General features: G+C 72.9%; 4 protein-coding genes and 1 pseudogene. 3 read left to right on the top strand and 2 right to left on the bottom strand.

The window, feature by feature from the left end; translation table 11 throughout:
* Positions 1–45: 45 nt before the first annotated feature.
* The 3 genes and pseudogenes from ASC60_RS24480 to ASC60_RS24470 all read left to right on the top strand — a co-directional run.
* Positions 46–675: pseudogene (locus tag ASC60_RS24480) on the top strand (CocE/NonD family hydrolase C-terminal non-catalytic domain-containing protein); the annotation flags it as partial.
* A 212-nt stretch (positions 676–887) separates the two neighbouring features.
* The gene (locus tag ASC60_RS24475) at positions 888–1,985 is read left to right on the top strand and encodes an AI-2E family transporter (RefSeq protein WP_055554500.1); all 1,098 of its coding nucleotides are present in this window, start codon (positions 888–890) and stop codon (positions 1,983–1,985) included.
* 57 nt (positions 1,986–2,042) lie between these two features.
* Positions 2,043–3,143 (top strand): alpha/beta fold hydrolase, encoded by a 1,101-nt coding sequence (locus ASC60_RS24470; protein WP_055554498.1) that lies wholly within the window; start codon positions 2,043–2,045, stop codon positions 3,141–3,143.
* A gap of 53 nt (positions 3,144–3,196) precedes the next feature.
* On the opposite strand, the gene ASC60_RS24465 is transcribed toward ASC60_RS24470, so the two are convergent.
* Complete coding sequence (locus tag ASC60_RS24465) at positions 3,197–4,897, bottom strand: ABC transporter ATP-binding protein (RefSeq protein ID WP_055554496.1); 1,701 nt, start codon at positions 4,895–4,897, stop codon at positions 3,197–3,199.
* Positions 4,894–15,792, bottom strand: coding sequence for a non-ribosomal peptide synthetase (locus ASC60_RS24460; protein ID WP_055554494.1), 10,899 nt, complete (start codon positions 15,790–15,792; stop codon positions 4,894–4,896). The genes ASC60_RS24465 and ASC60_RS24460 overlap by 4 nt, the downstream gene beginning before the upstream one ends.
* Between the last annotated feature and the right edge of the window lie 93 nt (positions 15,793–15,885).

Raw genomic sequence — 15,885 nt, 5'->3', positions numbered from 1 at the left:
GGCCGGGGGTCGTTCGGCGAAGCGCGGTATCTCGCGTTCGGCGGCGCCCCCGAACCGCTGGAACCCGGCCGGCGCTACCGGGCCACCGTGCGACTCAACGGCGTGGCCCAGGCGTTCCCGCCCGGGCACCGCATCCGGCTGTCGCTGTCCACCTCGTACTGGCCCCTCGCCTGGCCCCCGCCGCGGCCGGTCCTGCTGACCGTGTACGAGGGCTCCAGCACCCTCACCCTGCCGGTGCGCGGAACCCATGAGCCCGACGAGTCCCCCGAGCGCCCGTTCGGCGAACCGGAGGGCACACCGCCCGTCGCCACCACGCAGGTGACCCCGCCGGAGATGCGGTGGGACGTCACACGCGACCTGGTCGGCTACCGCTCCGCGCTGGAGATCGTCAAGGACGCGGGCACGGTGCGCTACGAGGACACCGGCCTCGATGTCGACCGCCGCGCCCACGAGCGCTACACGGCGGTCGCGGACGACTTCACCTCGGTCAGCGGCGAGTCCACCTGGACCATGCGCTTCCGGCGCGACGACTGGAATGTGCGCGTCGTCACCCACACCGTGCTGCGCTCCAGCGAGACGGACCTCTTCGTCGACGCCACCTTGGACGGCTACGAGAACGACCGGCGCGTGTTCTCCCGCACCTGGAACGAGACACTTCCCCGCGACCACCTGTGAGCGCACAGGTCCGCCACCGCCTGCTCGAACGGCGGCCGAAAGCGCCGCCGGCCCCGGGGCCGGCGGTCCCCCTCGCGTATCGGCGTCAAGATCGTCACTGCCGACTGCCCCGGTACGCTGCTTCCACACCCCCGGGCCGTCCGGGCCCGGGCGGAAGAACGCGCCGTTGAACAGCGGCGATAGCGAAGCGCGAAGAGAGTACCGGTGGTCCCATGCCTGCCATGCTGAATTCGACGAGAACCCGCGCAGCGCTCCGCGCATCGGCCCGTATTTCCCTTGAGTCGCTCCTGGTCCTGGTGATGGCCGCGGTGCTGCTGTGGCTTCTGGGCCGCATGTGGTCGGTCGTGTGGCCGCTCATAGTCGGCCTGCTCCTTACCACGCTGACATGGCCCCCGGCCCGTTTCCTGCGCGGGCGCGGGTGGCCTCCGGCGCTGGCCGCCTCGACCGTGACCGTGGGGTTCCTGCTGGTCGCCGCGGGCATCGTGGCGCTGATCGCGGTACCGGTGGCATCCCAGTCCGGCCAACTGACCGACGGCGTGGCCGCAGGCATCCACGAGGTGCGCCAGTGGACCGCCGGGCCACCGCTGAACATCGGCGATGCCCAGATCTCGGAGGCCTCCGACGCCGCGGCCGCCCGCATACAAAGCGGCGCCGGAAGCATGATCACCACGGTGGTCACGGGGCTGAGCACCGTGGTCGACGGTGTGGTCACCGCCGTTCTGGCGCTCTTCCTGATGTTCTTCTTCCTCAAGGACGGCCCGCGTTTCCTGCCGTGGCTCACCCGCCAACTGCCCGGCCGGCTCGCCACCGACATCCCCGTCGTGGCCGCGCGGGGCTGGGACACTCTGGGCGCCTTCGTGCGCTCCCAGGCCCTGGTCGGCCTGCTCGACGCCGTCCTCATCGGGCTCGGACTGTGGGCTCTGGGGGTGCCCCTGGTTCTCCCGCTGGCGGTCCTGACCTTCGTCTCCGCGTTCGTGCCGATCGTGGGTGCCCTGTTCGCGGGCGCGGTCGCGGTGCTCATCGCGCTGGTGTCCAACGGCGTGACGGACGCGCTGATCGCGCTGGCGATCATCGTCGTGGTGCAGCAGCTCGAGGGCAACGTGTTCCAGCCCATGATCCAAAGCCGGGGGCTCGGCCTGCACGCCGCGGTGGTCCTGCTGGCGGTGACCCTGGGCGGCAGCCTGGCGGGCATCGTGGGCAGCCTGCTCGCCGTGCCGGTTGCCGCGCTGATCGCGGTGGTCTGGAACTACCTGCGCGAGCAGCTCAGCGACCCGCGGCACGAACCGGAGACCAGCGAACACATCACTTAGGCTAACCTAAGTGACGGAGGCTTATCCGCGGCCCTTCCTTCTCCCGAGGAGACGTTCATGCGCCTGGGCACGGCCGGCATCGGCAACGCCTTCGTCGCGTTCGGAGTGCCCGGCGCACCCGGCACCGACGCGTTCTGGGACGCGGTGGGGACACCCGCCTCGATACCGGCCGCCGACGGCGGTTGGGTGACCCTGTTCCTGTGGCGCGGGTCCCCGGCGACCGTCGTCTTCGAAAGCTGGTCGGAGCCCGTCCCGTTGCGCCGGTGGGGCGAGACGGACTGCTGGTACGCCGAGGTGCGCATGCCCGCGCGGCTGCGGGTGACCTACCAGTTCCTCGTGGACGACGAAGCGCACGCCGACCCGTTCAACCCGGCCGGCGCCGGCGGCGACCGGTCCATCGCCGCGACCCCGGACGCCCCGGCCCAGCCGCACTGGCCCGCCGTCGGCGACACGGACGTGCTCCCCCTCCCCCGCACCCGGATCCGCTGGAGCAGCGAACGGCTCGGCGGGCGGCGCACCGTGCGCATCCATCCGGTGGGCGGCGGCGGGCCCGTGGTCCTGCTGCTCGACGGGGACGACTGGCTGTATCTGCACCCGGCGATGACCGCGTTCGACGCGGCTCACACCGGTGGCGAGATGCCCGCCGTGACGCTCGTCTTCCTCCCGGCCAAGGACCGGGAGGCGGAGTTCGCGTGCGGGCCCGGGCTGTGGGAGGCGATCCGGGACGAACTGCTGCCGCTGGTGGCGGAATCCGGCGCGCCCGCCGACCCGGACCGGCTGGTGGTCGCCGGGCAGAGCCTGGGCGGGCTGAGCGCGATGTACGCGGCGCTGGAGTTCCCGGACCTGGTGTCCCGCGTCGCCTGCCAGTCGGGGTCGTTCTGGTGGAGCCCGGGCGCCGCGGATCTGCCGGACCCCTTGGGCGGCCCGGTCGGCGGTGCCCTCGCCGCGCGCCTGCGGGAGCGCCCGGACCTGTCCGGCCTGCGGGTCGCGTTCGACGTGGGGGAACACGAGACACGGATGCTGCCCCACTGCGAGCTGACCGAGACCCTGGCCGAGCGGGCCGGCGCGACCGTACGGGTCTCGCGGTCGGCGTCCGGCCACGACCGGGCGGGCTGGCGGCACGCCCTGCTCAGGGATGTCGCCTGGGCACTGGGCTAGGCGGTGTCTTGTGGATCATGCCGGGCTCCCGACGCCCGGCACGGCACCTCGGTTCACCGCGCCACCGCCGCGCAGTAGCCCTCGTCGGTGGCGAGGAGATTGCGGTGGGTGTCCTCGGCGGTGATGACGCCGTCGTCCAGGACGAGGACCCGGTCGGCGGCGTCCAGGAGGGCCGGACTGCTGGTGATCACGATGGTGGTGCGGCCCCGGCGCGCCTTCGCGACGTTGCGTGCGATGAGCTGTTCGGTGACCGCGTCGACGGCTGTCGTCGGGTCGTGCAGGACGAGGACGTCGGTGTCGGCGGCGAGGGCGCGGGCCAGGGACAGCCGCTGACGCTGCCCCCCGGAGAGGTTCGCGCCGCGGTCGCGCACACCGTAGTCGAGCCCTTCGCGGTGGAGGGCGACGACATCGGTCAGCATGGACGCCTCGACGGCCTCGGCCACTGTCCGGCTGGTGCCCGACGGGTCGATGTTCGTACGGAGGGTGCCTGCGAAGATCTCCCCGTCGTACGGGTTCACCAGGACGCACGCGCGGACCGCCTCGACCGACAGGTCCGCCAGCTCCTGCCCGCCGACCCGCACCGCTCCCTCGTACGCGCCGGGCGGGACGCGCACGGCCAGGATCGACGCGAGGTCGGCCGCCGCGCGCGGCTGATAGGCGGCGATCGCCACGAACTCGCCCGCGGCCACCTGGAACTTGAGCCTGCGCAGGGCCCCGTACCGGACGCAGTCGACCTCCAGGTCTCCGCCCGCGTCCGGGCGGCCCGGCCCCGGGGTCGTCACCGGGGGCGCGGACAGCACCAGCGCCATCCGCTCGGCCGACGCGCGCGCCATCATCACGTACTTGGGCATCTCCGAGAACAGTTTGAGCGGTTCCATGATGAACTGCGCCAGCCCCACGGCCATGACCAGTTCCCCGATGGTGATCCGGCCGCTCCACGCCAGCGAGCCCGCCGTCAGGGTGACGGCGGCGGCGAGGACCGCGTTGAGGGCCAGCGCGGTGCCCGCGTACACGCCGTTGACCTTGGCGACCGTGATCGCCTGGTGCTTCGCCTCCGTGCTGACCTCGCGGTAGGACCGGAACGCCGCGTGGTTGCCGCCGAAGCCGTGCAGCGGGCGCAGGCCGGTGATCAGGTCGGCGACCTTCGCGCCGGCCCGCGCCACCCGGGCCTGCTGTTCGCGGGTGCTGGAGCCGATCCGCTTGGACAGCACGCTCAAGGCCGACAGGATCGCTACGGTCCCCACGATCACCAGCAGGCCGAGCCGGACGTCGGCCAGGCCCAGCGCGACGGCCGCGACCAGCACCGCGACCAGCGAGCTGATCAGCAGCGGCACCACCTCGATGATGTCGGCGGTCTGGTCGGCGTCCTCGGTGGCGATGGTCAGCACCTCGCCGGACTTGAGGTCCACGTCCCTGGCCACCGGCTGGAGTCCACAGCCCGCGACCTTCACCCGCCAGTGGTGCGCCTCGGTGGTGTTGGCCTTCTGCAGGACCCGCATCCCGAACCGCCACGACAGCGACACCGTCGTGATGATCACCGCCAGCGCGGCGATCGACAGGCCGAGCGCGCCGAGGCTCCGGTCGCGCATCGTATGTTCCACGATCAGGCCGAGCGCGATGGGAAACGCCGTCTCACCCGCCTGGTACAGGCCCATGAGGACGGTGCCCCAGGCCATGGCGCCGAGGTTGCGGCGCAGCGCGGTGCGGAGGATGTCGGACCCCGGGCGGGGCCGCTGCGTGTCCGGAATCGTCATCGGGGATCCTGGCAGTCGAGGTGTCGGGCGATCGCTTCCGGGGTGCGCAGGGTGAACAGGTCCCGGATCGTGATCACGGGACCGTACTCGCGGCGGAGCAGCCCGATCAGCCGCACCGCCAGCATGGAGTGCCCTCCCAGGGACACGAAGTCGCTCACCGCGCTCACCTCGTCGTCGTCCAGATCCAGTGCCTCGGCGAAGAACTCGCACACCGCCGTCTCGGTTTCCGTGGCGGGCCCCCGCTCCCCCGCCGTGGTCAGCGCGCCCAGCGGCTTGGCCTCCGGCAACGCCTTGGTGTCGGCCTTCCCGTTCACCGTCAGCGGGATGCTGTCGACCCGCGCGTAGTGCGTCGGGCGCAGGAAGTCCGGCAGCCCGGCGCCCACCTCGGCGGCGACGGTCGCCAACTCGGCGCCGTCCAGCACCAGATAGGCGGCCAGCCGGTACGCGCCGTCGGCCTGCGGGTCGGGCTGGGCGACCGCGGCGACGAACCGCACCGCCGGGTGTGCCACGAACGCGGCCTCGATCTCGCCGGGTTCGACCCGGTGGCCCCGGATCTTGACCTGCTGGTCGGTGCGGCCCAGGTACATCAGATTGCCGTCGGGGCGGCGGACCACCAGGTCCCCGGTGCGGTACATGCGCGCGCCGGGTTCGCCGAACGGGCAGGCCACGAAGCGGTGCGCGCTCCGGGCGGGCTGCCCGAGATAGCCGCGCGCGATGCCGATGCCCGCCACGTACAGTTCGCCGGGCGCTCCGTCGGGCAGCGGCCGCAGCCATGGGTCCAGCACATACACATCGGTGTTGTCGATCGCCACCCCGACCACCGGGTCCTGGCATTCGAAGGTGCCGACGCCGAGGGTGTTGATGGTGTACTCGGTGGGCCCGTAGAGGTTGTAGCCGACCGTCCCCTCGGTCCCGGCGAGCCGCTGCCACAGCGCCGGGGTGACGGCCTCGCCGCCCAGCAGCACCAGCGCGGGCCGCCGGTCCGGGTCGTCGAGCAGGCCCTCGGCCACCAGTTGCTGCGCGTAGGTCGGGGTCACGTTGATCACGTCGATGCCGTGCTCCTGGCAGTAGGCGACCAGCCGGGGCGCGTCGCGGCGCAGTTCCTCGTCGCAGATGTGCACCTCGTGGCCGTCGGCGAGCCACAGCAGTTCCTCCCACGACATGTCGAAGGCGAACGACACGGTGTGGGCGATCCGGAAGGTCCGGTGGCCGTGTTCCGCCAGCACCGGTTCGAAGATCCGGCGCTGGTGGTTGATCAGCATGTTGGTGAGCCCGGCGTACTCGGTCACCACACCCTTGGGCGTGCCGGTCGAGCCGGAGGTGTAGATCGTGTACGCGGGGTGCCGCAGCCGGTCCGGGTCGTCCGGAGCGTACGTCACCCACGGCTCGGCCTCGGGCAGCGGGCGGTCCAGCTCGATCAGATCGCCGGTGAGCCGGGGCGATACGGCGCTCACCGTGAGGATCACCTCGGGGCGGGCGTCCGCGACGATCGCGGCGATCCGCTCGTCCGGGTGGTCCAGCTCCAGCGGCACATACGCGGCGCCGACGCGCAGCACGGCGAACAGCGCCACGATCGAGTCGAGGGAGCGCGGGACCGCGAGACCCACGGTCCGCTCGGGGCCGATGCCGCGCCGGGCGAGCACTCCTGCCACGGCGCGGCTACGGTCCCTGAGCTGGGCGAACGTCAGCGTCGAGCCGTGGGCGACGAGCGCCACCCGTTGCGGGTCGCGGTCCGCCGCCCGGTCGAACCGGTCGACCACGGTGTCCGTGCCGATGTCCGTGCGCGGCCCCCGCGAGGGCCACGGGCCCAGCCCCGGCAGCGCGCCGACCGGTCCGGTGGAGCGGGCCAGGTCGTCGAGCACGCGCAGGTAGTCGCCGAGGAGACGGCGGGCGCGCCCGGTGTCCTTGTCGCGGTACTCCAGTTTGATGTCAAGCCGGTCGCCGGGGGTGATGACCCAGGTGAACGGGTAGTGGGTGGAGTCGTCGGCCTTCACCGAGGTGATGCCGTGCCTGGCGTTCATCTCGGCGAACGCGTCCAGGTCCAGGAAGTTCTGCAGCACGAACAGGTTGTCGAACAGGGTGTCGTGCCCACTGGCCCGCTGGATCTCGCCGAGCCCCAGGTGTTCGTGGTCCATCGCCTCGACCCTGGCCGCCTGGACGGCCGACAGATAAGCGCCGACCGTGTCCTCCGGCCGGGCCCGCGTCCACATCGGCACGGTGTTGAGCAGCACGCCGACGATGCCGTCCAGGCCCTCGCCCTCCCGGCCGGAGACGGTCACGCCGAACACGGCGTCGCCGCGGCCCGTATGGGCGCCCAGCAGGAGGCCGAACGCGCCGGTCAGTACCGAGTTCAGCGTGACGCCGTGCGCCCTGGCCGCTTCCCGCAGCAGCTCCGACTGGGCGGCGGAGAGCGTGTGCACGAGCGTGTCCGGCAGGTCGTCCGACAAGGACGGCGCCGGTCCGGCGAGCAGCGTCGGGCCGGGGAGGCCGGTCAGGTGCTCGGCCCAGAAGCGCTCCGATACGGCGGAGTCCCTGGCGGCGAGCGCCCGCGCGTGGTCCTCGAAGCTCGGCGTGGCGGGGGTGGCGTCCAGTGGTTCGCCCGCGAGAACGGCCCGGTAGGCGTCGAACAGGTCCCGCAGCACGATCTCGCGGGACCAGCCGTCCCACAGCAGCAGGTGGTAGCTGAGCAGCAGCCCGTCGCGGTCGTCGGGCAGCCGCACCACGGTCAGCCGGATCAGCGGCGGTTCCGCCACGTCGAATCCCGTGTCGCGGTCCCGGGCGCGCAGGGCGTCGACGTCCGCGTCCGTGGCGAGCGCGATCGTGCGGACATCGACGCGTCGGCCCGCCCTCAGGACCTGGACCGGGTTGCCGTCGTCGTCGGTGGCGAATCCGGCGGCCACGCCCGGGTACCGCGCGATGACCCGCGCCATCGCCTCGGCCAGCGCGCCCGTGTCCAGGCGCCGGTCGAAGGTGAACCAGCTCTGCGCGACGTAGTGTCCGGCCGGGCCCGCCATCTGGGCCTGGAAGAACAGGCCCCGCTGGAGCGGGGTGACGGGGGCGGTGCGCTCGGCCGTCGCGGAGGCGTCCGCGACGCGCCGCAGTGCGCTCCGCCAGTGCTCGGTGATCTCGTCCGGGACGCCCTCGGCGAGGGTGAAGTCCGCGTGGAGGCTTCCGGTGGCCGCGTCGGTCCAGGCGTTGACCTCGACCGCGTACGGGCCGCGCTGGTCGCCGCCGGTGAGGCGCGGCGCCTGGGACTCGCCGCCCCGGCCGAGGTAGTTGAACAGCACCTGGGGGTGGCGGGTGAGCAGCGGGGCCGTCTGCGGGTTGAGGTACCGGAGCTGCCCGTACGCGATGTGTCCGCGCTCGTCCGGCTGACGCTCGGCGACCTCGTGCGCCGCCGCGACGGGGTCGGTGTGCGGGCTGAGCCGTACGGGCGCGATGGAGGTGAACCAGCCGACCGTGCGGGTGTAGTCGTGGTGTTCCAGCGCCGGGACCCGGCCGTGCCGCTCCAGGTCGATCGCGAGATCGGTGGGCGGGGACTGGATATGGGTGAGCGCGGTGCGCAGGGCGCCGCACAGCAGCTCGGTGAGGCCGACGCCGAGCGCTGCGGGCGCGCTGCGCGTCACGCGGTCGCTCACGTCGGGCGCGAGCACGACGGTGGTCTCACGCGACTCCCCTACGGCCGGCAGCAGTCCGGGCGCCTGGAGCGTGCCGGTCCAGTGCCCGAGGTCGGCGGTCGCGTGGGCGGCCCGCGTCGCCAGCGCGTCGGCGTACTCGGCGTACGGCGTGGTCGGCGGCGCCAGGGGCTCACCGCGCAGGGCGGTGGTCAGGTCCTCCAGCAGGATCAGCCAGGACACCGAGTCGACGGCGAGGTGGTGCACGGTGACCACGAGGGTCCGGCTCGCCTCCAGCCATGCGAACGCGGCCACGTTCCCTGACTCGGGGTCGAGCCGGGCGGCGGCCTCGTTCGCCACGGCCGTCGCGTCGGTGGCATCCGTCGCCACGACGGCGACCTCGCCGGTGGGCTCGGTGCGCAGGGCCCACACCCCGTGCTCGGCGCGCAGCCGCAGCCGGAGGGCCGGGTGCGCGGCCACGACGGCGTTCGCGGCGCGCTCGGCGTCGGCGGTCCCGGTGCCTTCCGGGGCGACCAGCGTTCTGGCCTGGGCGAAGCGGGCGAGTGATCCGCCCAGTTCCCGCTGGCGCAGGATGATGGGTGTCGGCGTCAGCGGGCCGTCCGCGCGGCGGGCGGGCGCGGGCTGTGGGGCGGCCCGCGGTGTCCGCGTTCCCAGGTGCTCGGCGAGCGCGCTCGGTGTCCTGCACAGGAACACGTCCCGTGGCGCGATCGGCAGGCCGAGCGCCCTGGCCCGGTTGATCACGGTGATGGCGACGATGCTGTCGCCCCCGGCCCGGAAGAAGTCGGTGTCACCGTCCACAGCGGTTCCGGGCAGGGCACCGGCGAAGATGTCGACCAGCGCGCTGAGCGCGTCGCCACCCGAAGCCACCGGCGGGTGGTGCTGTGCGGCCCGCTCGGTCAGGGCCTTGACGTCGAGCTTGCCGTTGACCGTCAGGGGCAGGACGTCCACCGGCAGCACCCGGCCCGGCACCATGTGCGCGGGCAGTTTCGCGGACAGCAGGGCGGTGAGGTCGCCGGGCGCCCGGCCCACGATGTGCGCGACCAGGTGGTCGCCGCCGTCCGCCACGGTGACGGCCACGTCGGCCACACCGTCGAGTTCCCTGATCGCGGCCTCCACTTCCCCCAACTCGATGCGGTAGCCCTTGAGTTGGACCTGATCGTCGGCGCGGCCGGTGAACTCCAGCTCACCGTCGAGGGTGCGGACGGCGAGGTCGCCCGTGTGGTACATGCGGGAGCCGTCGCCCGCGAACGGGTTGGCCACGAACCGGCCCGCGGTGAGCCCCGGCCTGCCCAGATAGCCGAGCGACACCTGGTCCCCCGCGACATAGATGGCGCCCACCCGGCCCGGCGGCACCGGTCGGAGCCGGTCGTCGAGCAGATAGGTGACCAGGCCCGGGACCGGACCGCCGATCGGACTGGTGTCGCCACCGGGACGGAAGTCCTCGTCGGTCAGCACCCGGTGGGTGACATGGACGGTGGTCTCGGTGATGCCGTACATGTTGACCAGCTCGGGCGATCCGGTGCCGTGCCGCTCGACCCAGCCGCGCAGCCGCCCGAGGTCCAGCGCCTCGCCGCCGAAGATGATCCGGCGCAGCGCGGGCAGGGGCTCACCGGCCTGCCGGTCGGCCTCGATGAACTGGTAGAACGCCGACGGGGTCTGGTTGAGCACGGTCACCCCGCGCTCGCGCACCAGCCGGTGGAAGTCGACCGGTGAGCGGGTCAGCCCGTACTCCGGCACCAGCAGCTCACCACCGTGCGCCAGCGCGCCCCACAGCTCCCAGACCGCGAAGTCGAAGGAGAAGGAGTGGAACTGGACCCAGACGTCGTGCGGGCCGAAGTCCATGCCGGGCCGGGTGTTCACGAGCAGCGACACCACACTGGAGTGCGGGACGACGACGCCCTTGGGCCTGCCGGTCGATCCGGAGGTGTAGATCACGTACGCGGGGTCGTGCCAGCCGGCCTCCGCAGCGGGCCCGGTGGCGGTGCGCGGCGGCTCCTCCCCCGGTACGAGCACGCGGGCCGGTACGCCCGCCCGGGCCAGCAGCCGCGTGAGGCGGCCCCGCTGCTCACGGTCCACGAGAACGACGTCCGGAGCGGCGTCGGCGAGGATGTACTCCAGCCGTTCGTCCGGGTACGCCAGGTCCAGCGGTACGTACGCGCCGCCGGCGGTGACGACCGCGACCAGGGCGACCACCTGCTCGACGGAGCGCGGGACGGCGACGGCGACCCGCCGGCCCGGCCCGGCCCCGGCCGCGCGCAGGGCCGAGGCCAGCTCGTCCTTGGCGTCCGCCAGTTCGCCGTAGGTCAGTGAGCGGGCGCCGCCGTCGAGACCGCACCAGGTGACGGCGGTGGCGGCCGGGTCGCGACGGGCGGCGGCGTCGAACAGCGCGCCCAGGGTGGCCGGGGTGACCGGCGGCGCGGCACGCCGGGCATCCCCCGGCGCCAGGGTGTCGACCGGGGCGTCCGGGCGGGTGAGCAGGCCGGTGAGGGCCTGGGTGAAGGTGCGCAGGACCGACCGGGCGGCCGCCTCCCGCAGCAGCGCGCCGTCGTAGATCAGGTTGAAGCGCGGGCGGCCGTCGAGCGCGCGCTCGACCACCAGCGTCAACGGGTAGTGCGGGGCGCCCTCGTTGACGACGCCGGTGATGACGAGCGTGTCGCCGGGCCGCCGCAGCCCGTCCACGTCGGTCGCCACGTCGAACACCACCAGGGTGTCGAACAGCGTGCCCGCCCCGGCCCTGCGGCCGATCCTCGCCAGCGAGACATGCTGGTGCGGCAGCACCGCGCTCTGGTGTTCGCGCACCGAGGCGAGCAGGTCACGGGCCGTGGTGGTACCGGTCCACCGGGCGCGTACGGGGATCGTGTTGATGAACAGCCCCACCATGTCCTCGATGCCGGGCACCTCCGGGTCCCGGCCGGACACCGTGGACCCGAACACCACGTCCCTGCCGTGCAGGATGCCGCCCAGCGTCACCGCCCAGGCGCTGTGCACGGCCACGCTCAGCGGCATCCCGGCCGCGCGGGCGGCCGCGTCGATGTCCTCCTCCGGCACCACGGCGGTGTCCGCGAACCGGTCGGACGGGGTGTGCCCCTCGGCGACCAGCGAGGGACCGGGCAGTCCGGCGAGCTGATCGCGCCACACCCGGTCGCTCTCGTCGTCGTCGCGCCTGGCGAGCCGGCGTACGTAGCCGGGGAAGCCGCCGAGCGGATACCCGGACCCGGGCGCGTGGTATTCGGCGAGCAGGGTACGGAGCATCGGGGGCACCGACCAGCCGTCGGCGACGATGTGGTGCACGGTCTGCACCAGAACGTCGCGGCCGGGGCCCCCTCGGATGAGGGTGTACCGCATCAGCGGGCCGGTGGCCAGGTCGAACCCGGCGCGGCGGTCCCGCTCGGCCACGGCGCGGATCTCGTCGTCGGTGATGCCGGGGCGGTCCAGGGTGGTGAAGGGCGCCTCCACACCGCTCTCCAGCACCGAGACCACGCGGCCGTCGGCGAGGGCGGTGAACCGCGCGGCCAGGTTCGGGTACAGGGTGAGCAACCGGGTGGCCGCCGCCGAGAGCCGGTCGGGATCCACCTCGCCGTCCAGGGTCAGCAGCTGCTGCTCGACGTAGGCGCCCGTCGAGTCGTCGTCGAAGACCGAGTGGAAGTACAGGCCCTCCTGCAGCGGGGTCAGGGGCAGGATGTCGCGCAGCGCCGGGCCGTCCAGGGCGTCGACGTCGGCCTGGGTCAGCGGCACCGGGTCGAAGTCGCCGGGAGAGTGGCCGCCCCGGTCGAGCGCGGCCAGCCCGGTCAGGGCCTGACGGAAGTACGTGCCGAGGGTCGTGATGTCCTCGTCGGTGAACACGCCGTCCGGCCAGGAGATGGCGGTGACGAGTTCGTACGCGCCGGCCGCGGCCGGTTCGGTGATGGCGTTGAACTCCAGGGCGCGCGGCAGGCGCATCCTCGGATCGCGCCGCTCGCCCAATTGCCCGGTGGGTCCGGCAAGTTGCCAGTCCCCGGAAGCTCCCGCGTCGAAGCGGCCCAGGTAATTGAACAGCACCTGCGGTGCGGGCGCGTCGAACTCGGCGCCGCGCAGATACCGCAGGGCGCCGTAGGAGAGCCCGTTCCCCGGCACGCGGGCGAGGTCTTCCTTGACCGCCTTGAGCGCGGCGCCCAGGGAGGCGGGGGCGGTGTAATCGGCTGCCGGGCCGGGGTCCACGGTCACCGGGAACAAAGTGGTGAACCAGCCCACGGTCCGCGACAGCTCCGGTTCGAATCCGGCGGCGTCCGCCACGAACCGTCCTTCGCGGCCGTGGCCCTCCAGCTCGATGTGCGCGAACGTCTGCTCCTGACCGAGGTCACGGCGCCACCGGGCGAGGGTGACGGCGAGCGCGGTGAGCAGCACCTCGCCCACGCCCGTGTGGAACTTCGCGGGAATCTCGCCCAGCAGCGCGGCCGTCACCTCGGGGCCGACCGAGACGGTCCGCACCCGCTCCCGCGCGACGGTGTCGGCGTCGGTGAGCGCGCGCCTGCCCACGGGCCCGTCCACGCCCGGCAGGGGACGCCGGTAGTACGCACCGTCCGCCTCGAAATCGGCCTGTGCCAGCAGCTGGGTCCAGCGCCGGAACGACGTGCCCACCGGGGGCAACGCGATCGGCGCGCCCGAGGCGAACTGCCGCCATGCCGTGGCCAGGTCGTCCATCAGGACACGCCAGGACACGCCGTCGATCACCACGTGGTGGACGACCATGACCAACTGCCGTGCCTCGCGTCGCCAGACGGCCCGCAGCATCACACCGCCCGCCGGGTCCAGGCCGCCGGTGGCGAGCGCGACGCACTCATCGAGCGGCCGGTCGCTCTCCCGCCATCCGGCGACGGCCCGGTCCGCCGCCGGGATGTCGAAGCTCCAGCGGTCGCCGCGCACCAGCCTGGCGCGCAGCATGTCGTGCCGTACGACCACGGCGGTGAGGATCGCGTCGAGGGCGTCGGCGGTCAGGTCCGCCGGGGTGTTCACCACGACCGACTGCACGAATCCACCAATCGCGTCCGTGGTCTCGCCGAGCCACCGCACGATGGGCGATCCCACGACGGAGCCGGTCGCCACATCGGCGTGGTCCGCGGTGGCGGTGTCCTCGACGCTCGCCACCGCCGCCAGCGCCCCCACGGTGCTGTGGGTGAAGATCTGCCCGGTCGTGAGGTGGAGGCCCGCGTCGCGCACCGCGCTCAGCAGCGAGATGGCCAGCAGGCTGTCCCCGCCGAGCTGGAAGAAGTCCTGGTCGACACCGACCGCGTCCAGCCGCAGCACCTTGGCGACCGCCGCGCACACCACACGCTCGTTCTCGGTGGCGGGCGGGACGAGCGGGCCCTTGTCCGTCGCGGGTTCCGGCAGCGCGCGGCGGTCGAGCTTGCCGTTCGCGGTGAGCGGGAACTCCTTCATCACGACGATGTGGGCGGGCACCATGTACTCCACCATGTGCTCGGCGGCCCACGCCTTGACCTGGTCCGCGCGCAGATCCTCGCTCCCGGCGGCCGGGATCACGTAGCCCACCAGGTGGGTGGCGCCCGCCGCGTTCTTCTTCGCGACGACGCAGGTGTGGCGTACCCGGGGGTGCTCCGCGAGGCCGGCCTCGACGTCCTCGATCTCCAGCCGCATTCCGCGGATCTTGATCTGGTTGTCGGCCCGGCCGAGGAAGTCCAGCGACCCGTCCGGGGCGAACCGCGCGAGGTCACCGGTCCGGTACAGCCGGGACCCGTCCCCCGCGAAGGGGTTCGCCACGAACCGGGACGCCGTCAGACCAGGCGCGCCGATGTACCCGCGCCCCAGGAGGAAGCCTCCGACGTACAGTTCGCCGCCGACCCCGACCGGGACCGGGCGCAGTTCGTCGTCCAGCACGTACAGCTGGGTGTTGGGGTTGGCCTTGCCGATCGAGGTCGACAGGCGTTCCGCCGCGCCCCGGTAGACGACGTGTGAGACACCGATCGTGGTCTCGGCCGGGCCGTAGCCGTGGTAGAGCGGAATGCCGAGCCGGGTGCGGAACCGTTCGTACAGTTCCGGGGTCAGCACCTCGCCGCCGCACCACACGTGCCGCAGGCCGGCCAGCCGTCCGGAGTCGCCCGCGATCTCCAGCAGCACGTCCAGCATGGACGACACCAGGTAGGTGAAGGTGACGCGCTGCCCGGCGATCACGCTCAGCAGATGGTGGGGGTCGCGTTCGCCGCCGGGCCGCAGGATCACCAGCCTGCCGCCGTGCACCAGCGGCAGGAAGATCTCGTTGATGGAGATGTCGAAGGACAGCGGCGCCTTGAACAGCGACGCGTCGTCAGGGCCGAAGCCCAGGATCTCGTGGCCCTGCCACAGCAGGCGCTCGCTGATGGCCGCGTGCCGGATCATCGCGCCCTTGGGCCGCCCGGTCGAACCGGAGGTGAAGATCACGTAGGCCAGGGCATCACCGGGGACGGCCACCTCGGGCCCCTGCGCGGGGAAGGCACCGTAAGCCCAGTCGCCGAGGTCGACGGCCACGGCGTGCGGTTCACCCGGGTCGTGCTCGCCCGAGTCGTTGAGCTGCGCCACGACCTGGGCGTCGTCGATGACGACCGCCCGGCGCGCGGCGGGCCACCCCGGATCGAGCGGTACGAACGCGCACCCCGCCCGGAGCACGCCGAGCAGCCCGATCACCATGTCGGCGGAGCGGCCGAGGGAGATGCCGACGACCTGTTCGGGGCCGAGTCCGCGCTCGATGAGATGGTGGGCCAGCTGGCCGGAGAGCCGGGCTGCCTCACGGTAGGTCAGCGAACGGTGCTCGTCGACGATGGCGACGGCGTCCGGCCGGGTGCGCGCCTGCTCGCGGAACATCTCCACGATGGTCGGGCGGACCCGGTCGGCGTGGGTGTCGTTCCACTCGGCCAGGGCGGCGAGCCGCGCCGCCACGCCGGACGGGCCGATGGTGCCGAGGGGCCGGTCGGGGAAGTCGGCCAGGTCGTCCAGCGCGAGCTGCGCGTCGGCCGGTACGACACCCTCGGGGAGGGTGATGCCGCGGCCGTCCGCGCCGACCTCCCAACCGCCGGGCGCGGTACCGCCGTTGTCGGCCCAGCCGAGGACGTCGGCGAACAGGGTGGCGGGGGTGAGGTCGATGCCGTCGGGGCTCCGGCCCGTCGCCCAGTACGACAGCCCGATGGCGCATGCTTCGGCGATGGTCCGGTCGGAGAAGTCACCGGCCCGCCGGCGTACGCCGGAAAGGCGCGCCGGCGACAGCAGTACGCGACGAGCGCTCGGTTCCATCATCGAAGACTCAGCATTCCTTCCACGTCACGAACACCACGTCACGAAACCCACGTCATGAACCCACGTCATGACGACCTCACCTGCGTCAGGGCG

The organism is Streptomyces sp. NBRC 110028 (assembly GCF_001417735.1).
Lineage (GTDB): Bacteria > Actinomycetota > Actinomycetes > Streptomycetales > Streptomycetaceae > Streptomyces.
This window is presented reverse-complemented; position numbering and strand designations above follow the sequence as displayed.

What these genes read in the sequence shown, in the direction of transcription:
- ASC60_RS24470 (WP_055554498.1), top strand. Translation starts at nt 2,043, where the DNA reads ATGCGCCTGGGCACGGCCGGCATCGGCAACGCCTTCGTCGCGTTCGGA.
- ASC60_RS24460 (WP_055554494.1), bottom strand. Translation starts at nt 15,792, where the DNA reads ATGATGGAACCGAGCGCTCGTCGCGTACTGCTGTCGCCGGCGCGCCTT.
- ASC60_RS24475 (WP_055554500.1), top strand. Translation starts at nt 888, where the DNA reads ATGCCTGCCATGCTGAATTCGACGAGAACCCGCGCAGCGCTCCGCGCA.
- ASC60_RS24465 (WP_055554496.1), bottom strand. Translation starts at nt 4,897, where the DNA reads ATGACGATTCCGGACACGCAGCGGCCCCGCCCGGGGTCCGACATCCTC.